General features: G+C 62.3%; 11 protein-coding genes. 9 read left to right on the forward strand and 2 right to left on the reverse strand.

The features are described from left to right. Positions 1-54: 54 nt before the first annotated feature. From MUN81_RS18675 to MUN81_RS18695, 5 genes are all read left to right on the forward strand, one after another. The gene (locus tag MUN81_RS18675; RefSeq protein WP_245113244.1) at positions 55-513 is read left to right on the forward strand and encodes a DUF6428 family protein; all 459 of its coding nucleotides are present in this window, start codon (positions 55-57) and stop codon (positions 511-513) included. A gap of 30 nt (positions 514-543) precedes the next feature. Further along, positions 544-975 (forward strand): arsenate reductase ArsC, encoded by a 432-nt coding sequence (locus MUN81_RS18680; protein WP_245113245.1) that lies wholly within the window; start codon positions 544-546, stop codon positions 973-975. 113 nt (positions 976-1,088) lie between these two features. Further along, positions 1,089-1,601 (forward strand): GNAT family N-acetyltransferase, encoded by a 513-nt coding sequence (locus tag MUN81_RS18685; RefSeq protein WP_245113246.1) that lies wholly within the window; start codon positions 1,089-1,091, stop codon positions 1,599-1,601. Continuing rightward, positions 1,601-2,323 (forward strand): aquaporin, encoded by a 723-nt coding sequence (locus tag MUN81_RS18690; RefSeq protein ID WP_245113247.1) that lies wholly within the window; start codon positions 1,601-1,603, stop codon positions 2,321-2,323. Before MUN81_RS18685 ends, MUN81_RS18690 begins: the two co-directional genes overlap by 1 nt. Before the next feature lie 151 nt (positions 2,324-2,474). After that, a complete protein-coding gene (locus tag MUN81_RS18695) occupies positions 2,475-2,957 on the forward strand; it encodes a hypothetical protein (protein WP_245113248.1) in 483 nt (160 codons plus the stop codon). A gap of 206 nt (positions 2,958-3,163) precedes the next feature. Here MUN81_RS18695 and MUN81_RS18700 read toward each other — a convergent pair whose 3' ends face one another. Beyond that, complete coding sequence (locus MUN81_RS18700) at positions 3,164-6,115, reverse strand: ATP-binding protein (RefSeq protein WP_245113249.1); 2,952 nt, start codon at positions 6,113-6,115, stop codon at positions 3,164-3,166. A gap of 99 nt (positions 6,116-6,214) precedes the next feature. On the opposite strand from MUN81_RS18700, the gene MUN81_RS18705 reads away from it, so the two are divergent. The 4 genes from MUN81_RS18705 to MUN81_RS18720 all read left to right on the forward strand — a co-directional run bounded on the left by MUN81_RS18705 (position 6,215) and on the right by MUN81_RS18720 (position 18,990). Beyond that, complete coding sequence (locus tag MUN81_RS18705; RefSeq protein ID WP_245113250.1) at positions 6,215-7,051, forward strand: S1-like domain-containing RNA-binding protein; 837 nt, start codon at positions 6,215-6,217, stop codon at positions 7,049-7,051. A 111-nt stretch (positions 7,052-7,162) separates the two neighbouring features. Further along, a complete protein-coding gene (locus MUN81_RS18710; RefSeq protein WP_245113252.1) occupies positions 7,163-7,822 on the forward strand; it encodes an NAD(P)H-binding protein in 660 nt (219 codons plus the stop codon). Between the two features lie 369 nt (positions 7,823-8,191). Next, positions 8,192-9,193 carry a hypothetical protein gene (locus MUN81_RS18715; RefSeq protein WP_245113254.1) on the forward strand — a complete coding sequence of 334 codons (1,002 nt, stop codon included), beginning with the start codon at positions 8,192-8,194 and terminating at the stop codon, positions 9,191-9,193. Between the two features lie 14 nt (positions 9,194-9,207). Then, positions 9,208-18,990 (forward strand): T9SS type A sorting domain-containing protein, encoded by a 9,783-nt coding sequence (locus MUN81_RS18720; RefSeq protein ID WP_245113256.1) that lies wholly within the window; start codon positions 9,208-9,210, stop codon positions 18,988-18,990. Between the two features lie 102 nt (positions 18,991-19,092). Here the strand turns inward: MUN81_RS18720 and MUN81_RS18725 are convergent, their stop codons facing one another. After that, positions 19,093-20,448: a hypothetical protein gene (locus MUN81_RS18725; protein WP_245113258.1), complete on the reverse strand. Its 1,356-nt coding sequence runs from the start codon at positions 20,446-20,448 to the stop codon at positions 19,093-19,095. Between the last annotated feature and the right edge of the window lie 352 nt (positions 20,449-20,800).

A 20,800-nucleotide genomic window follows, 5' to 3' on the forward strand; every position in this document is an offset into this window, starting at 1 on the left:
CCCCTTTTCCTTATTCTCCTCCTCCCCACTTCCCTTTTCCCCCGACCCAACGCCATGAATATCTCCGAGATGAAGCAGGCCCTGACGGGCGCCACGGCTGTTAACTTCCGGCTGCCAGACGGCAGCTACCTACCGGCGCATTTTCACGTGACGGAGGTGGGGCTGGTGAACAAGCATTTCATTGACTGCGGCGGCGTGGAGCGGCGCGAAACCGTGGCCAACTTCCAGCTGTGGGAGGCCGGCGACTACGACCACCGGCTGGCGCCGCAAAAATTTCTGCACATCCTGCAGCTTTCGGAGCGTATTTTGGGCAGCGAGGACTTGGCCATTGAAGTGGAGTACCAGCAGGCCACCATTGGCAAGTTTGGGCTGGAGTTCAATGGGACCGACTTCGTGCTGACGCCGAAGCACACGGCCTGCCTGGCGCAGGACGCCTGCGGCATTGCGGCCGAAATGTTGTCCTTGCCCCAGCTGCAAGTGGCCGGCTGCACGCCGGGCGGCGGGTGCTGCTAATGCTGCTGCGTACCGAACAAAGCTGAAGTTATGCCTGATAAGAAAAACGTGCTGGTGCTGTGCACCGGCAACTCCTGCCGCAGCCAGCTGCTGCACGGCTACCTCAAGCAGCTGCTGGGCGAACGCGCCGCCGTGTACAGCGCCGGCGTGGAAGTGCACGGCCTGAACCCGCGCGCCGTGCGCGTAATGGCCGAAGACGGCGTGGACATCTCGGCCCACACCAGCAACCACGTGGACGAGTACGCCCACGTGCCCTTCGACTACGTGCTGACCGTGTGCGACCACGCCAACGAGGTGTGCCCGGCATTCCCCTCCTCGGCCCAAAAGCTGCACCACAACTTCCCCGACCCCGCCAAGGCCACCGGCAGCGAAGAAGAAATCATGGCGCAGTTTCGGGCCGTGCGCGAGCAGGTGAAAGCCTACGCCCACGACTTTGTGCGGGCGCAGTTTCAAACCACCTAGCGGACTGGTAACCGTTTCTTAACGGGGCAGTACCAATCCAATGCGCCGACACTGGCCGTAGGAGACGCTACCTTGAGGCCGGGTTTTATCCGCGGGCTTTTCCATTCCACCGCATGAGCATTCTTCCGATGACGGCCGCGCACTGGCCGGCCGTGTGCGCCATTTATGCCGAGGGGCTGGCCACCGGCAACGCCACCTTCACCACCGAGCCGCCCGCCTGGAACGCCTGGGACGCCAGCCACCTGGCCACCTGCCGGCTGGTGGCCGCGGCCGACGCAGCCCCGGCGCAGTTGCTGGGCTGGGCGGCCCTCTCGCCCGTGTCGAGCCGCTGCGTGTACGGGGGCGTGGCCGAGGTGAGCATCTACATAGCCGCCGCCGCGCGCGGGCAGGGCGTGGGCCGGGCCCTGCTGGCCGCGCTGGTGGCTGAATCGGAAAAACAAGGCCTGTGGACCTTGCAGGCGGGCATTTTCCCCGAAAACGAGGCCAGCGTGCGCCTGCACGAAGCCGCTGGCTTCCGGGTGGTGGGCCGCCGCGAACGGATAGGCCAGCTGCACGGGCAGTGGCGCGACACGCTGCTGCTGGAGCGGCGCAGCACCCGCGTGGGCACTTCCCCTATCACGGCCTGATGGAGCAACCAAACCTCCGCCGCTGCCTGCTGGCCGAAGCGCTGGGCACGGCCGTGCTGTTGATTTTCGGTACCGGCGCGGCCGTGGTGAACGAGCAAACCCACGCGCTGGGGCACGGCGGCGTGGCGGCGGCTTTTGGGCTGGTGGTGTTCGTGCTCATTCAGAGCCTGGGCGACACCAGCGGCGCCCACGTGAACCCGGCCGTGACCCTTGGCTTCTGGGCCATGGGGCGGTTTCCGGGGCGGCGGGTGCTGCCGTATATAGGGGCGCAGCTGGCCGGCGCGGCGCTGGGCAGCTTCGTGGTGAAGCTCATCGCCACCGAAGGCTCTACCCTGGGCGCCACGCTGCCGGCCCACGGCGCCGGGCAGGCCCTGGGCATCGAAACGTTTCTCACCTTCTGGCTGATGCTGGTGATTCTGCGCGTCACGGCCGGCTCGAAGGAGGCGGGAATGCTGGCGGGCCTGGCCATCAGCGCCACGGTGGCGCTGGAAGCGCTGGTGGCCGGCCCGCTCACTGGCGCGAGCATGAACCCGGCGCGGTCCTTCTCCCCCGCCCTGCTCAGCGGCAACTGGACCGATTGGTGGGTGTATGTGCTGGGGCCGGTGGCCGGCGCGCTGCTGGCCGTGGCGGTGGACAAGGGGCTGCTGTTGGGACACGGAACCGCTGCCGAAACGACGGCTCCTTCGGTGGCTGCGCAGCCGAAGAAACAGCCGCAACGCTGAGCCGGTTCCGGCCAAAAATCAAGTAGAAATACGCGGTGTTACCTCCCCTGGCTCCGGCTACCTTGCGGGCCGGCCACGGCGTTCGACAAGGGTTGAAAACGTGTCCCGTAGGCCCGGCAAGTGCGGGGCTTTTTTCTACCCTTTTTCCTTAATGGCAAACCTCGTCACCCAGGCCATCCCGGCCAAAACCCTCGCCGACGCCCTCCAACACGTGCGCGATGCCCGCGCCAGTCTCGCGGCCTACCTCATTTCCCTCACCCCGGAAGAGCGACAGGCCCTGCCCAAGATGGGCGACAAGTCGTTGGCCTTTGTGACCAAAGCGGCTGAGTACGCTCAGAGCCTACCCAAGCTCATGCCCGGCTACATGGATGTGCCCGGCTTCGTGGCCGACGCCAGCGTGAGCGCCGACCTACTGCCCTTGTTCCAAGAGCTCGACGGCTTCACCGCCGACGTGGACAGCACCCGCATGGAGGCCGGCTCGGAGGGCTACACCGCCGCCCTTATGGCCTTCAACTCGCTCAAGGACGCGGCCCGGGCCAACCAGCCCGGCGCCCAGGCGGCCGTGGACGTACTGCAAGTGCGCTTTGCCGGCCAGGGCAAGCGCAAGGAGAAAATAGCGCCGGCCGCAAAGTAGTTGCCTTCGGAAGGCAACTACTTCGGTTCGGAACCGAATCAGTTTAGGTAAAAGGGCAACCGGGTTCCTTCGGAGGGAAACTGGTTGCCCGTTTTGCTTAATTAGTTCCCCTCGGAGGGCAACTAGTCGGGTTTGGAAGGTAACTGGTTTGGTTCTGAGGAGAACAAGTTGAGTTCAGAAGGCAATTAGTTCGGTTCCGAACCCAACTAGTTGCCTTTCGCCGGCTTGCCGCCCAGCAGCGCCCAGGCTTCGTCCGGCACCACCTGCGGGTACCGCTCCTTGAGAAACTGCGCTGCTTGGGGAAACTTGGCTATCCGGTCTTCGAGGGCGAAGGGTATCCAGCTTTTGCCGAAATGTTCTTGCCAGAGCTCGTCGAGGAGCCAGGGTTTGGAAATTGCTTTAAAATACGATTCCTCTGGAAAAAAATGTTCAATAAAATAAGTTCTGCTCCCTTCACCGGAGGAGCGGTGAAATACAGGTTTAGGCCACTTAGTAACATTGAACTCCCTAGTGGGACACCCATGCTCAGCAGCAACTAGCCATCCTTTTTTCTGCTGTTCAAGCTCGTAAACAACTTCGTCACGATAGTTAGATTCTCTCTTCAACTTGCCTCTTGGAGCACTTTTATTACTGTATTTTTCCGAATAAAAAACCTTTCTAGTTAAAGACTTTACTTTCTTATCAGTGCCCAAACCTTCTACAACGGAAATTTCAGATAAATGCGTGCCGTAAGAGCCACTAGCCCAAGGCAGATAATGTCCAAATATTAATGAGTCTTCGGTTTGCACATCTAAAACAAAGCCTGAATGGTGGTGATTTATGGTATGGCGAACAGAAATACCATCTAATAAAGACACCAGCCTGACTGCATAACCACTTTTCGATGCGACTAAAGTATTGTGATTTGCATATGTACTCAGCCAAGGCATAATTGTATGTTGAATTGACACTGATTCAGCACAGACAGGGCCGTTAAACAAAAGCCACGACAACATTTCTTGAAGTAAATCACGAACAAGAGCCAAACCAAATTCATAACTATCAGACCTAATATTATTTCTTTCTAGGTTAAGCGGAAATTTGCCATCCGGGTCTACAATTGAAACTAAGGGAAACTGAACAGGAGCATTGTCCGATTTTAAAATCTCATTCGGCACATTCCTTAATGCATCACTATTACTAACAAAAAGGCCGTTACAAGTCAGATTAGGTGCACCTTGAAGTGTCCAATAAATTTCATAAGGGAAAGGAGTTTCTATTCTACGCCAATTCTGGTCGTTATTGGTAAAATTCATTCCTTCTTGGTTAGTGATATTTACAATCGAATCACCCGGGCCATACCAACGTCGCATAACCGTTGGTTTATCTAAGAGATACCAATTAAATCTACTTGGAGAAAATTTTTTCTGATGTTTAGTCAATAAGCCTATGTAATTATCATGCGAAATCATAATACGAATGCTCGTACCTACCGGCAATTGCGCTCGATTAACATTTATACTATCTAGGTCTAGAGTTGTATTGAAGACATAGCCCTCTTTAGAACCTATATATCGTGTTTCTACTTCCATATCTTGACCTATCAGAAATGCTGCTAGTGCTCCAATACCGAAACGCCCAGAGCGTAATACCTTAGATTTACCACCAGTAGCATCATCAATTTCAAAAGCAGTTTTCCAGTTTGCGCTCTGCCTGTATGAAGCTCCAGCCCGCAAGAAATAATCCCGGATAGTTGCCTCTGTCATCCCAATACCCCTATCCGAAATCGTCATCACAGCATATCCCTTCGCTTCGTCAAAGGGCCCAAGTTCCACCACCACATCCGCTTCCTGCTCCCTGCGTGGTATATCTGCATACTCAGGGTTATCAAGCACAAACTGGTCATACTCCCGCACCGCATCAATCGAGTTCTGCATCAGTTCGCGCACGCCGTAGCTGGGGTCGTCGCCGTATAGCGGGCCGATGAGCAACTTTAGTAGCTCGGCCCGCGCCACGTCGAAGCGGATGCGGTCGGGCACGTAGGGCACCGTTTTGGCGAACTCGGCCACGTCGTCCAGGTTGGAGCGCACGCGGCGGAAAGTGAGGCCCAGTGTGTCCCAGCCTTCCTCTTCATACCTGCCATATACTTCTCCCAAAACTGCCCACGAGGCGTCTAGCTCTTGCTGAATGCCCGCCAGCCATTCCTTCAGGCGCAGGAAAACGGCCACTTCATCCGGCTTAGCCTGAATGAAAAGAGCTTCTTTGTCATCGCCTTTCGTGATGTTACGAACTGCCTGATGGGCCTTGTGCTCAATCTCGGAGATGCCGCTGTAGATTTTCTTGTATTCAAAAATCCGGCTCGACGTCCGGTTGCTGTCGATTTGAAAATAGTCGGCCACGCGCAGCAGCGCCATTAGGTACACGGCGTGCACGCCTTGGTATTCGCGGCGGGCTTCTTCGCCAAAGTCGGGCGCGTTTTTCAGGTAGTCGAGGCAGGTGCGGAGCGGCAGGCCGTGGCTGCGGGCAATTAGGCCCACCAAGTCGCGCCACTCGTGGGGCAGGCTTTCGTCCAGCTTCAGCAGCTGGCCGTTGGGGCCGGGCACCCCGTGCCGGGCCATTTCGTGCGCCAGCCGAGGGTGCTGCTGGCGGATGAACTCGCCGATGAGCAGGTAGTCGGTGCGCGTGAGGTTGTGCCAATGCGCAAAGGGGTCCTGCACCGTGCCGGTGGGCACGCCGTTGTCGCCGCCGAACACTTGCACGAGCTTGGCATCATCCCAGCGCCGGGCCAGAAACATAAAGTCTGCCCACGTCTGCGCCCAGTCAGTTGTATCGAAGGGCTTCATGGGGGCATAAGCAGCGTCAGTGCCTTTAATAAGCTGGTGAAAGCCGGCTTCGGTGAGGTGCAAGGCGCTGTCGTGAAACAGCACGGCGAGCACCAGCGCCGCCGCATCGGCCCCCGAGAAGTGGAGACGAGCCGTGTCCGGAATCAGCTTAACGGCCGTTTCGAGCACTTGCTCCATGTGCTGGATGCCATGGTCGGTGTAATCCGGAAAAAAAGGTAACCGACTGGCGCGAAACCAGTCGCTGAAATTCTCAAGGGCTTTTTGCACCACGTGCCGGTACGGGGCATTGCGCAGTTTTTCTTCCAGAAAGGCGGGTAGCGTAATCTCGGCAGGCATCGGGGGCGAAGTGGATGGGTTGGATTTCCAAACTTAACACCGAACGTACACGCCAATTTCCTCCCGACCTTTGCCCCTTCACCCCCAATACTGCATATCATGGCCAGCCTCCTCCTCGGCGATTACAACGACCTCGAAGTAGCCCGCGAAACCAGCATCGGCCTCTACCTCACCTCCGACGACGGCGACCTGCTGCTGCCCGAAAAGTACGTGGAGGCCGGCACCCGCGTGGGCGACATCGTGCGCGTGTTTGTGTACCGCGACTCCGAAGACCGCCTCATTGCCACCAACCTGCGGCCCCTGGCGCTGGTCGACAGCTTTGCGGCCCTCACCGTGAAGGACCACGGCCCGGCCGGCGCCTTCCTGGAATGGGGCCTGGAGAAAGACTTGCTCCTGCCCTACCGCAACCAGCGGCGCGACCTGCGCGTGGGCGAGCGGGTATTTGTGTACGTGTACCTCGACGAGGAAAGTGACCGGCTGGTGGCCTCCACTAAGTGGAAGCAGTTCCTGAAAAATACGCCCTTCCCGGGCCAGCCCGGCGATGCCGTGCGCCTGCTGGTGGCCGACGAAACCGAGCTGGGCTACCCCGTCATCGTGAACGGCACGCACCAGGGGCTGCTGTTTCACAACGAGGTGTTCCGGCCGCTGCGACTGGGCGAGCAGCTGGCCGGTTTTCTCAAGCAGGTGCGGGCCGATGGCAAGCTCGACGTGCGCCTGCAACAGGAAGGCTACGGCGAGGTAGAATCGGCCACCGACACGCTGCTCAAGGCCATTCAGGCTGCCCCAGGCGGCCGCCTGCCGCTGGGCGACAAGAGCCTGGCCGAGGACGTGTACCGCCGCGTGGGCATGAGCAAAAAGGTGTTCAAAAAGGCATTAGGGGCCTTGTTCCGGCAAGGGCTGGTGCTGCTGGAGCCAGAGGCGACGGTACTGAAGTAGGGTGCGGGGCTTGCCCCCGCCCGCCGTTGAGCAATATTTCTAGTAATCGTTCAACGGCGGGCGGGGGCAAGCCCCGCACCCTACATCCGGCTTATTTCGTACCTGCACCTTATGCAAAAAACCGCTTTACTCGCCGGGGCCACGGGCCTCATTGGTTCGCAGCTGCTGCCGTTGCTCTTGGCTTCGGACCGGTACGCCAAGGTGATAGTGGTGGGGCGCAAGGCCGTGCCCACCATCCACCCCAAGCTGGTGCAGGTGACGACGGAGCTCGACCAGCTGGAGGACGTGCGCCTGAAGCTCATCGCCGACGACGTGTTCTGCTGCCTGGGCACCACCATGGCGCAGGCCGGCTCAAAGGAAGTGTTTTACAAAGTTGATTTCCTGTACGTGGTGAAGCTGGCGGCGGTGGCCACGGCCAATTTCGCCTCGCAGTTCATGGTGGTGAGCAGCATGGGCGCCGACGCGGAAAGCCGCATCTACTACAGCCGGGTGAAGGGCGAAATGGAGGCCGCCGTGCGCCAAACGCCGTTTCGGGCCATCCACATTTTCCGGCCCTCGCTGCTGCTGGGCGAGCGCGCCCGGCCTCGCTTGGGCGAGCGCCTGGGCGCCGCCGTGCTGGCCCTGCTGCGCCCGCTGCTGCGCGGCCCCCTGCTAAAGTACCGTCCCGTGACGGGCACCACCGTGGCCGCCGCCATGCTGCGCGCCGCCGAGGAAGACGGCGGCGGCGTGCGCGTGCACGAGTCCAACGAGCTGGCCACCAACCCAAAGTAGAAACTCAAATCTGCGTCTCTACGCCGTGCTGGCGTTAGGGCGCCTTCGTTCAGCGGCGAGGCACGGCCATCTGTTGCTATCCGTTTTCCGGCCCCGCGGGGCGGCTGCTCCCAATGCGTCGGGGAGGGCCGCGCCGCGGGGCCGGGACCGTTTTGGGGGAGGAGCCTTGAGCTGGGCGGGAAGGGCGCTGGCATCCGTGCTGGCACGGAGGGGAAGCACGTGAAAAATCCGTGCTGGCACGGATATTAATTTTTCACTATATATACAAACTTTACTCATCTAAGCGGCTGTCCGTCGGGCATGTGCCGCCGGACAGGTGCCGTTTTGTTGCTCAACCAGTTACGCTCACATCCAATTTTTTCTTTTTTTATGAAAAACTTCTCCGCTTCCCTCCTCTTCGTGTTGCTGGCGCTGGCCGGCCAGCTGGCCGCGGCCCAAACCATTCGCCGCGTGAACAACACCGGCATCACGGGCACCAACATCTACGCCACCCTGCAGCTGGCCAACGATGCGGCCGCCAACGGCGACATCATTCAAGTGGAGCCCTCCACCACGGCGTACGCGGGCTTTAGCTGCAGCAAGGTGCTCACCATTGTAGGGCCGGGGTATTTCCTGGGCGAAAACCAGCCGCCGGCCCTGCAAGCCAGCACCATCCCGGCCACGGTGGGCGACATTCAGTTCCTTACCGGCAGCTCGGGCAGCTCCGTTTCGGGCCTGTCTAGCAACGGCACCTTTTACGTGCGGGTCAACAACATCACCATTCAGCGCTGCAAACTGGATGGCTACATCTACCTGGGCTACACGGCCGTGACTTCCAACGCTGTGGTGCGGCAGAACTACGGGCCCGGCGTGCAGGAATCGAGTGCCAGCACCAACTCGCTCATCACCAACAACATCTTCATCAACGGCAGCGTGTCGATTACGGGCGTGGGCAACGCCGGCGAATTCAACAACAACACGCTGATTAACTGCAGCGTGGCGCTGAACAACTTCACCGTGCGCAATAACTACTTCGGCAGCACCTTTACGCCCACGGCCAACACCAACTGGGACTACAACTTCTTTGCGGTCGCTACCCTGCCCACGCTGGGCACCAAGGGCGCCAACAACACGGCCAACGTGCCGGCCTCATCGGTATTTGCCCAAACCACGGGGTCGCCGCAGTTTGATGGCTGGTACAAGCTGAAAACCGGCACCAACCCCGCCGTGGGCGCCGGCCAGGGGGGCGTCGACATCGGCTCTACGGGCAGCGCCACTGGCTACGGCTACCACTTCGGCGGCCTGCCGGCCATCCCGTCCATCTACCAGCTCAACCAGGCCGTGACCGGCAACACGCTGAACGTGACGCTGGGCACGCGCTCCAATAACTAAGCGGAGCTCGGTTTATGCAACGCTATTACGACTTTCGACCCACGCGGAGCGACGGGCCGAGGCACGGCTGGCTCCTGCCGCTGGCGCTGCTGCTGTTGCTGCTGCTGGGCAGCATCGCGCGCAGCTACGGCCAGGCCACCATTGCCCGGGCCGAATACTTCGTCGACACCGACCCCGGTTTTGGGGCGGCCACGGCCATTGCGCTGCCGCCCACGCCGGCCGCCGACCTCGGCAGCCTCTCGGCCTCGGTGCCGTTGAGCAGCCTGAGCCCCGGCTTTCACCAGCTGGGCGTGCGCAGCCAGGACTCGAACGGCGCGTGGAGCCTGACCAGCCGCCGCACGTTTTATTACGAGCCCGCGGCCCTCAACGCCCTGGCCAACGTGGACAAGGTGGAGTATTTCATCGACACCGACCCCGGTTTCGGCGCCGCCACCGACGTGGCCGTGACGCCCGGCACCGACCTGAGCGGCGTAGCCTTCAACGTGGGCCTGGGCAGCTTGGGCGCCGGCTTCCACCAGCTGGGGGTGCGCTCGCGCGACGCGAATGGCCAGTGGAGCCTGACCAGCCGCCGTACGTTCTACTACGAGCCGGCCGCGCTGAACGCGCTGCCCAACATTACCAAAGTCGAGTACTTTATTGATACCGACCCGGGTTTTGGCGCTGCCACTGATGTGCCCGTGACAGCGGCGGCCGACGTGAGTGGCCTGGCCTTCAACGTGAACATCAGCGCCCTGAGCGCGGGCTTCCACCAGCTGGGGGTGCGCTCGCGCGACGCGAATGGCCAGTGGAGCCTCACCAGCCGCCGCACGTTCTACTACGAACCCGCCGCGCTGAATACTCTGCCCAACATTACCAAAGTGGAGTACTTCATCGATGCGGAGCCCGGCTTGGGCAACGGCATCGACGTGCCCGTGACGGCCGCCGCCGACGTGAGCGGCGTGGCCTTTAGCGTGGCCTTGAGCAGCCTGAGCCCCGGCTTCCACACCCTGAGCCTGCGCTCGCGCGACGCCAACGGGCAGTGGAGCCTCACCAACGTGCGCAGCTTCTACTACGAGCCGGTGCTGACTGCCGCGCCCAACATCAACAAAATCGAGTACTACTTCGACACCGACCCCGGCTTTGGGCTGGCCACCGACGTGCCGGTGCCCACGCCGGCGCCGGACCTGGCCAATTTCAGCTTCGCGGCAGACGCCAGCGGGCTGGCCGATGGGGCGCACCGCATCTTCTTCCGCTCGCGCGACGCCAGCGGCAAGTGGAGCCTGTTGAACAGCCGGGCCTTCGTGAAAAACGGTTGCGCCAGCTCGGCCAACCTGGCCGCCGGGCTGCCCACCAGCAGCTACAGCGCCGGGGGCTCGGTGGGCAACCCGGCGGAACTGGCCTTCAACGCCGAGCCGGCCACGGTCACCACCAGCAACGCCACCTACGTGTACAACGGCTCCTACATTCAGGCCGACATGGGCAGCGCCCAGACCATCAGCGAGGTGCGGGTGAAGTTCACCAACTCGGCCACGCCCACCAACTTCACGCTCCAGATTCAGACGGCCACCAGCACGGCCGGCCCCTTCACCACGGTAGACAACTACTCGGCCACCTTCAACGCCAACGGCGTGTACCCGGTGGTGCGCACGCTGGCCACGCCCGCCACCAACGCGCGGGTGCTGCGGTTCGTGTTTCAGAGCACGGGCGGCAACTACACCATTGTGAGCGGCGCGGGCGCGTACTACTTCAACTGCGCCAGCCCGAGCATCACCAGCTTCACGCCCTCGGGCGGGGGAGCCGGCACCGTGGTCACCCTCACCGGCACCAACCTGAGTGGCGCCACGGCCGTGACCTTCAACGGCGTGCCGGCCGTGGTGAGCACCATCACCAACAACACCAGCACCGGCCTGACAGTGACGGCCCCCGCGGGCGGCACCACGGGGCCCATCTGCGTGACCACGCCGGCCGGCACGGCCTGCTCGGCGGGCAGCTTCGCCTACCCGCCCACCATTGCCACGGGCTCGGTGTCGCCGGCGGCGTTTTGCAGCAGCACGCTCATTCAGGTGCCCTTCTCGACCAACATGGCCGACTACGGCGCGGGCAACCAGTTCCGCTTCCAGCTGTCGGACGCCAACGGGGTGTTCACGGCCGGCTCGCGGCTCTACGGCTCGCTCATCAGCTCGAACGCCAGCGGCGGCATTCTGCGCGACACGGTGGCGTTTCGCACGCCGGCCGGCAGCGGCTACCGGGTGCGCGTGGTGGCCTCTAATCCGAACATCATCGGGACGGACAACGGCAGCAACCTGACTATTTACCCCACGCCGGCGGCCCTGGCGTCGAGCAACTCGCCGGTGGTGTTCAACGGCACCATTCAGCTCACGGCCCAGCCCCTGGGGCAGAGCAGCTACAGCTGGTATGTGAACTACACCAGCGGCGGCACGGCCTTCGTGGGCTCGGGCCAGACGCTGAACCTGGCCAACGCCCAGAACACCCAGAGCGGCAAGTACTACGTGTACATTGCCAACACCAACGGCTGCCAGGACTCGGCCAGCGTGCGGGTGCTGGTGCAGCCCAACACGGTGCCGGTGCTTGCCATGAGCCAGTTTGGCTTTAATGGCTGCGCGGGCGCCGCGTTCAACATCGGCTTCTCGGTTTCGGGCAATAATTTCCTGAACGGCAACACCATTTCGGCGCAACTTTCCGATGCCAGCGGCTCGTTTGCGGCGCCAACGGTGATTGGCTCGGCGGCCTTCACGGGCCAGGGCGGCGGGGCCATTTCGGCCGCCATTCCCACCAACACGCCTTCGGGCACGGGCTACCGCATCCGGCTGGTGGGCTCCAGCCCCAGCGTAACCAGCAACGACAACGGCTCGAACCTGAGCATCACGACCCAGCCCACGGCCACGCCGAGCAGCAACTCGCCGGTGGCCTTCAACGGCACCATTCAGCTCACGGCCCAGACCGTGGCGGGCGCCAGCTACTTCTGGACCGGCCCCGGCTTCTCCTCGACCCAGCAGAACCCGACCATTCCGAACGCCACGCTGAGCAACGGCGGCACCTACACCCTCTACGTGACGGTGAACGGCTGCCAGAGCCCCGGCACGGCCACCACGGTGGTGGTAAATCCGTCGGCGCAACCTATTCTGGCCATTGCGCAGTTCAACGGCAGCCTGTGCCCCGGCACGGGGTTGGCCATTGGCTTCTCGGTGACGGGCAACAGCTTTGGCACCGGCAATGTCATTACGGCGCAGCTCTCGGACGCCAGCGGCTCGTTTGCCGCGCCGGTGGCCATTGGCTCGGTGGCCTTCACGGGGCAGGGCAGCGGCTCGGTTTCGACCACGGTGCCGCAGAACACGCCGGCCGGCAGCGGCTACCGCATTCGGCTGGTGGGCTCGAACCCGGGCGTGACCAGCACCACCGACAACGGCGCCAACCTGACGGTGCCCACCACGCTGGTGGCCACGGCCAGCAGCAACTCGCCCGTGGCCTCGGGCGGCACGCTGCAGCTGAATGCCGGACCCAACGGCGCGGCCACTTACCAGTGGTTTGTGAACTACACCAGCGGCGGCACCAGCTTCATCAGTAACCAGCAGAACCCGACGTTTAATAACCTGACCACGGCCTCGTCGGGCTTCTACTACGTGTTTGTGACGCAGGGCGGCTGCACCGACTCGGCCAGCGTGCGCGTGCTGGTGAACCCGCCGGTGAGCACGACGCTGGCGATGGGCACGTTCTCGGGCCAGTTCTGCGCCGGCACCAACTATGCGGTGAACTACACCGTGGGCGGCGCGGGCCTGAGCAACGGCAGCCTCACGGCGCAGCTCTCGGATGCCAGCGGCTCCTTCGCTTCGCCGGTTGCGTTGGCCAGCATCAACTTCAATGGCACCGGCTCGGGCAGCCTGGGCTTCACCCTGCCGGCCTCGACGGCGGACGGCGCGGGCTACCGCATCCGGCTGGTGAGCACCAACCCGGCACTGACCAGCAGCGACAACGGTGCTAACCTGACCATCTCGAACCTGACCAACGTGGTGGCCGGCTCCAACTCGCCGGTGGCCGCGGGCGCAACCATCACCTTCAGTAGCAGCGGCGTGCCGGCCGGCGCCACCATTGCCTGGACCGGCCCGAACAGCTTCAGCAGCACCCAGCCCAGCCCCAGCATCCCGAACGCCAACGCGGCCAACGCGGGCACCTACAGCTTCACGGCCAGCCTGAACGGCTGCTCGGTGACGCGGCAGGTGCAGGTGGTGGTGGGCGCGCCGGTGCTGGCCCTCAGCACGGGCACGGTGAGCGGCTCGCTCTGCCCCGGCTCGCCCATCACGGTGCCTTACACCGTGACGACGGGCAGCGTGAACGGCGGCAACACCTTCACGGTGCAGCTTTCCAACGCCAGCGGCTCGTTCAGCTCGCCGGTACTTATCGGCTCCTTGAGCAGCAGCGCGGCCAGCGGCACCATTGCGGCCGTCATCCCCGCCAGCACCCCGGCCGGCAGCGGCTACCGGGTGCGCGTGGTGGCCGACAACCCGGCCGCCGTGGGCTCCGACAACGGCACGAACCTGACCGTGGGCGCGCTCACCTTCGCCTGGACGGGCGGCGTGAGTACCGACTGGTTCGACGGCCGCAACTGGAGCTGCGGGCAGGTGCCCACTGCTACCAGCGTGGTGGTCATCAACAGCGGCGCCGGCTTCTATCCGGTCATCAGCGGCAGCACGGCGGCCTTGGCCCTCAACCTGACCATTGCCAGCGGCGCCACGTTTACCAACAACGGGATTTTCAACCTGTATGGCAACGTGACGGTGGACGGCACGGTGCTGGCCAGCAGCACTTCCAGCTGGTACTTCGCGGGCGGGATTACGCAGTTCATTTACGGCACCAACCCGCTGCAGGTGGGCAACGTGTACATCAACGCGGGCTCGACCCTGACGATGAACAACGTGCTGAACGTGTACGCCAGCTGGTACAACTTCGGCACCTTCGTGGGCGGCACGGCTTACAACGTGTACTTCAACGGCACGGGCACGACGCAGGTGATTGGGGGCACGTCCGTGACCACCTTCTACAACGCCTACGTGAACAATGGCGCGGTGGTAAACCTGGGCTTGAACACCGTGTTCCTGAACAATTTCGTGGTGAACGGCACCTTCTCGGCCGTGACCTATGGCGTGGTGTTCGGCGGCGCGGTGGCCCAGACCATCGGCGGCTCCGGCAGCAGCACGTACTACACCGTCACCATCAACAACACGGTGGGCGTGACGCTGGTGAGCAACATCACGGTGCTCGGCGACTGGATTAACAACGGCCTGTTCTCGGGCGGCACGTACTCGGTGATTTTCGCCGGCACGGTGGCCCAGATTATCGGCGGCACGCAGGTAACGAATTTCTACAACGTCACCTTCAACAACCTGATTTCCGTGACGCTGCACCAGAACATTTACGTGCTGGGCGGCTTCGTGAACACCGGCATCTTCTACGGCTGGTACTTGAGCGGCGGCAGCACCCTGGGCTACTTCGTGCGCTTCGGCGGCAGCGTGGCCCAGGTGATTAATGCCAACGCTACGACCTACTTCTACCACTTCTACGCCGACAACGCGGCGGGCGTGAGCCTGGCCACCAACATCTACATCGCCGGCAACTACTACCTGTACTCGGGCACCTTCAGCCCCGGCACCTACACGGTGTTCTTCAACGGCAACGAGCCCGGCGTGGTGCAGACGGTGGGCGGCTACGCGGCGCTCAGCTTCTACGGCTGGAACATCGGCGGCACGTCCTCCGTGCGGCTGCTGCAGAACGTGACCCTGCTGGGCGGCTTCGCCAACCTGGGCACCTTCTACGGCTACAACCTGGTGGGCAGCGTGTACACGGGCTACACCTTCACCTTCGGCGGCTCAGCGGCGCAGAGCCTCACGGGCGGCGGGGTGTACGAGTTCTGGCACGTGACCTGGAACAACCTGGCGGGCATCACGCTGGGCCAGAACATCAGCGTGTGGGGCAACTGGCTGAACAACGGCGGCTACCTGGCCAATGGCTACCTCGTCAATTTCATTGGCAACGTGGCCCAGACCATCGGCGGCTCGGTAAATACCGTGTTCCACCACGTCACCATCACCAACAACGTCTCGGTGAGCCTGCTGCAGGCCGTGACGGTGCTCGGCAACTGGGCCGGCACGGGCGTGTTCCTGGGCAATGGCTACCTGGTGTACTTCAACGGCACGGCGGCCCAAACCATCCTCGCCGGGCTGAACACGCGCTTCTTCGACCTGCGCTTCAACAACCCGACCAGCGTGACGCTGCTCTCGAACATCTACCTGAACGGCAACTGGACCCACGACGGCGGCTTCGTCGCCAACGGCTTCCGGGTGTTCTTCTCAGGCAATGCCTTGCAGACCATTGCGGGCACGGTGCTCACGCAGTTCCACCACCTCACCATCGTGAGTGGCGCCAGCGTGCAGCTGGCCCGCGTCGTCACCATTCTCGGCGACTGGACTAATGACGGCAGCTTCCTGCACGGCAACTACACGGTGACCTTCGCCGGCAGCGGCGCCCAAAGTATCAACGGCGCTGTAGTCACGAACTTCTCCGGCATCACCTTCCTGAACACGGGCACCGTGACGCTGGGCAGTAATATCCGCGTGGCGGGCACCTGGACCAATAGCGGCGTCTTCGCCCCAGCCACCTACACGGTGTTCTTCAACGGCAGCGTGGCGCAGCTCATTGGCGGCACGGCTACCACCACCTTCTTCGGGCTGAATATCCTGAATACGGCGGGCGGCGTGAGTTTGAGCGGCCCCATCTTCATCCGGGGCAACCTGGTGAACGACGGCCTCTTTAGCTGCGCGAGCTACCTCGTGACTTTCAACGGGACGGCCCTGCAGAACATCGGCGGGACCAGCACGACCATCTTCGGCAACCTCACCACCAACAACGCGGTGGGCGTGGCGCTGGGCCAGAACATCCGGGTGCGCGGCGACTTCCGCAACCTGGCCCTGTTCACGGCCGGCGGCTTCACCACCTACTTCGACGGCAGCGCGGCTCAGGGGATTTACTCCACCGGCACGCTCACCTTCCACGACGTGGTGTTTGCCAACCTGGCCGGCGTGACCTTGCAGAACAACGTCTTCCTGACCGGCAGCTGGACCAACAACGGCGGCTTCCTCGCCAACGGCAAATTAGTGACCTTCTCCGGCACGGTGCTGCAAACCATCGGCGGCGCGGTGGCCACGGTGTTCCACCACTTCACCATTGCCACGGGCGCCACGGTGCGGCAAGACCTCGGCATTACACTGCTGGGTGACTGGACCAACAACGGCAGCTTCCTACCCAACGCGCTGCTGGTGTACTTCAACGGCACCGCGTTGCAAACCATCGCCGGCGCGGCCCTGACGACCTTCTACGACGTGACCTTCAACAACGCGGTGAACGTGAGCCTGGGCCAGAACATCGACGTGACGCGCAACTTCGTGAACCAGGGCGGCTACTGCGGCTGCGGCTTCCGCACCCGCTTCAACGGCACGGTGGCGCAGAGCATCACCTGCACCGGCGGCAGGACGCACTTCCACGATATCACCTTTGCCAACGCGGCCGGCGTGACGCTGCTCGACGGCATCTACGTGAGTGGCTTGTGGGTGAACAACGGCGGCTACCTGGCCAACAGCCAGACGGTGATTTTCGACGGCACGGCCCTGCAAACCATCGGCGGCACGGTGCTGAGCGCCTTCTACAACGTGGGCATCACCAACGCGGTGGACGTGCAGTTGCTGCGCGACATCACCGTGACCGGCTACTGGAACAACACCGGCATCTTCCACGGCCAGAGCTTCGGCGTCACCTTCAACGGCACGGCGCTGCAAACCATCACGACCACCGGCGCCACGGCCCGCAGCTACTTCCACCACATTACGTGGGCCAACCTGGTGGGCTGCGTGCTGGGCGGCGACATCTACGTGGCCGGCAACTGGCTCTGCAACGGGCCCTTCAACCCGGCCACCTACACGGTGTACTTCAACGGCACGGTGGCCCAGACCTGCGGCGGCAGCCAGCAAATCCGCTTCTTCGGCCTGAACTGCGCGAACCCCGCCGGCGTCAGCTACTCCGGCCCGGTGTACCTGCTCGGCAACTTCGTGAACACCGGCCTGGTGAACTGCGGCGCCTTCGGCTGGTACTGCATCGGCACGGGCCCGCAAACCATCGGCGGCATCTCGACCACGCCCACGCGCTTCTACGACCTGTTCATTCAGAACGCCAGCGGCGTGACGGCCACCGACAACTGGTTCCTGACCCACCTGCTGACCCTGACCACCGGCAACCTGGCCTCCAACGGCCACCTCACCCTCACGAGCAACGCCGGCGGCACCGCCATGGTGGTGAACCCCGTGGGCGGCGGCGTGGTGACGGGCGTTTCGACCATGGAGCGCTTCATCACCGGCCTGAGCGGGGCGCCCGGCTACCGCCACTACTCCTCGCCCATGAAGCTGAGCGCCGCCGGCATCAGTACCACCGTGCAGGAGTTTGCCGACGACCTGCCGGTGTTCGAACTGAACCCGGCCTACAACTCGGCCGGCAACACGGCCACGCCGTTCCCCACCTTCTTCCAGTACGACGAAACCCGCCTCACGGCCTCCAAACCCGGTTTCGACGACGGCTGGATGGTGCCCACCGCCACCGACGACCTGCTGCCCCTGCGCGGCTACACCGCCCAAACCCTGCCCACCACCACGGTGGACATTTCGGGCCTGCTGCAAACCGGCAACGTGAGCTACAGCCTGGGCCGCGGCAGCCTGGCCAACTCGGGCTGGCACCTGCTCGGCAACCCCTACCCCGCCCCCATGGACTGGGACGTGGCCCGCAGCACCACCGGCATGCTCAGCGGCGTGGCCGATGCCCTCTACGTGTTCGAGCCCAGCGGCCAGTACACCGGCACCTACAAGGCCTACGTGAACGGCCTCGGCCAGAACGGCGGCACCAAGGACCTGGCCGCCATGCAGGGCTTCTTCGTGCGGGCCACTGCCCCCACGGCCAGCGTGAGCCTCACCAACGCCGTGCGCGCCACCAGCTACCTCTCCCCCACCTTCAACCGCCAGGCGCCCACCGGCACCGGCCCGGTAGCAGCCAGCAGCCCGAAACCCGTGCTGCGCCTCGAAGCCCGCAACCTGGCCACCGCCACCGCCGATGAAACGGTGGTGTACTTCGAGCCCGGCGCGGCCCTCGGCTTCTCGGCCCGGCACGACGCCTACAAGGTGCAGCTCAACGGCAACGGCCGCCCCAGCCTCTGGAGCCAGGCCGGCGCCGAGAGCTTCGCCATCAACGGCCTGCCCGACCTGGCCACGGCCCCCGTCATCCCCCTCGGGGTGCGCGTGAGCCAGGACGGCGCCCACGAGCTGACCCTCATGGCGCTCGCCGATGCGCCCGCCGGCACCCAGGTGTGGCTCGAAGACCGGGTGCTGAACCGCCGCCAGAACCTGGCCGCCAGCCCCACCTACGCCTTCACGATGCTGGCCAGCTACACCGGCCAGCGCTTCTACCTCAACTTCGTGGCCGCCTCGCCGCTGGCCGTGACCACCGGCAAGCTGGAAGCCCGCACCGCCCTCTACCCCAACCCCACCACCGGCCGCACCACCCTGGAGCTGGCCGGCCTGCGCGAGCAGGGCCCGGTGCAGGTAGAAGTGGTGAACGTGCTGGGCCAGACGGTGCGCCAGCTGAGCACCCGCCCCAAGCAAGGTTTCCTCTCCGAAACCATCGACCTCAACGGCCTGGCCACCGGCGTGTACACCGTCCGCATCCACACCCAGGAAGGCACGGTGGTGAAACGCCTGGTGAAGGAGTAAGCGCCGAAACCCGAGCAACGAAAAGCCCCGCCAGTGTCTGGCGGGGCTTTTTGTTTGTGACGGCAAGTAAAATCAGGAAATTTATGTGATTGACTCTAAGCACTAGTCAGCCGGTTTTAACGAACCGTCCAAGTTGAAATGTTTGCAGGTATGGTACCGATTGTTGCCGAGTTCTGCATCGGAGTACTTGTAAGCGCCTTGGCCAAAATAGTAGAGTAAAATGACATCTAGCTGCGGGGTAATAAGCCAGACCGAATCCCGGCCGTTTTCTTCTGTCAGCCGGAGCGCAACGCATTGGTTTAGATAAGCGGTTGATACTCCTTGAAGACAATCGCGCCCCGACAGTTGATATTCCTTCATTTTCTCGCTCAGCGAACGGATGTTGTTGAAAGAGACAATGGCCCGCCGGGCGGTATCGGCCGCTAGGAACGTCATTAGGAACGGCACTTGCTGCAGCTGCTGGATATAACGAGGCGCTTGGTGGAGCAGCGAGTCCACTGGAAACAGCTTCCCATTCGTGATAGTAAGGGCAACCCCCAGGTAGACCCCTTGCTTCATTGTGGCATTTTTAGCTTGGAAGTACAACCGGTTTTCTCCGTTCCACTGCCAATCATAAGACCGTTCCTGTTCACTTATCGCCCCAATGACGTAGCGTTTTTGCAGCTGTTTAAATGACTTTCGATAGGTGTGCCAAGACATTAATCCGACCACCTTGGCGCAACGGTCTTGATAGATTTGCTCGGCCAGCTCTGGCACCAAATCCTCTGGTTGAAAAGCGGTCCAGTTAGCGCTAGGCACTGCGGGCAGCAAAGCGAGCAGGCTTTGGGAAATGCCGACGTTGTAATACAAGGCCCCATGCTCATCTTTCCAAGGAATGCCATACTTGTTGCTGCTGGCGGTGAGCGTGGTCTGGTGGTCAGGATATAATAGCGAGACGGTAAAGGTTCGGCCTCCCGAACTATGCAACCGCGTATAGCGGTGCCGCAGAACATACCGCAGAATAGCATAGTCAATGTTTTCCGGCTTGGCTAGCTCTTTTCGGGTGAACCGGATTTGCTCCCGCGTCCACGTCATGCGGTACTGCTTATAATATTTGAACAGGTGCCGCTTTTTAAAGTCAGCGTAGCTAACGTGTAAATCAGCGGGCGTTACGCTGTGCCGTGGCTGGTCCAGTTCATCCAACAGTTGTACCACGGTGGAAGTGGGTACCGCCTGCAAAAACTTTTTTGCAAACGTAGAGTCGTCTCCGACCCGTTGACCAGTTTGATAGACTTGGTAATTTCCGTTCTCCGCTATCAACTCATAGAAGTACTCGTGGCTTCCATAGTACTTGTCGTACGACCGGTCGGCTATGAGAACACGCTTTGGCAGCGGTGCCCCTATGGCCAGGGATGGAATGAGTACCACCCCAAGGAATAGCGCATGGCAGCCCAGCAAAAAACGTTGGAGAGAAGTCACAAGCAGGGATAGAGAATCGGAACAGTGGCAGATATTCATGCGCCGGGCTTCGTCCTGCAAGGTACACTGGACTGGTACTCCAAGTCACTTCTGCAGCGTGGCAATCCGCAATTCTGTGGCATAATGAAACGCTTAAGAAAAGAGTGGGATTCATATCATAAACTTTCGCCTTTTACTAAAATCGAAGAAGTAAAAAAAAGCCCCGCCAGCAACTGGCGGGGCTTTTCGTTTCGCTCGCGGCTTAGGCGGGCTTCTTCGCGTCGGGGTCGTCTTTGGGGCCGCCCCCGCCGAGGACGATGAGCCTGGTGTAGCCCTGGAAGCGCAGCCACACCTCGTGCTTGGTGGGCGAGTT

This window comes from Hymenobacter sp. 5317J-9 (genome assembly GCF_022921075.1).
In the GTDB taxonomy this organism is placed as follows: Bacteria; Bacteroidota; Bacteroidia; order Cytophagales; family Hymenobacteraceae; genus Hymenobacter.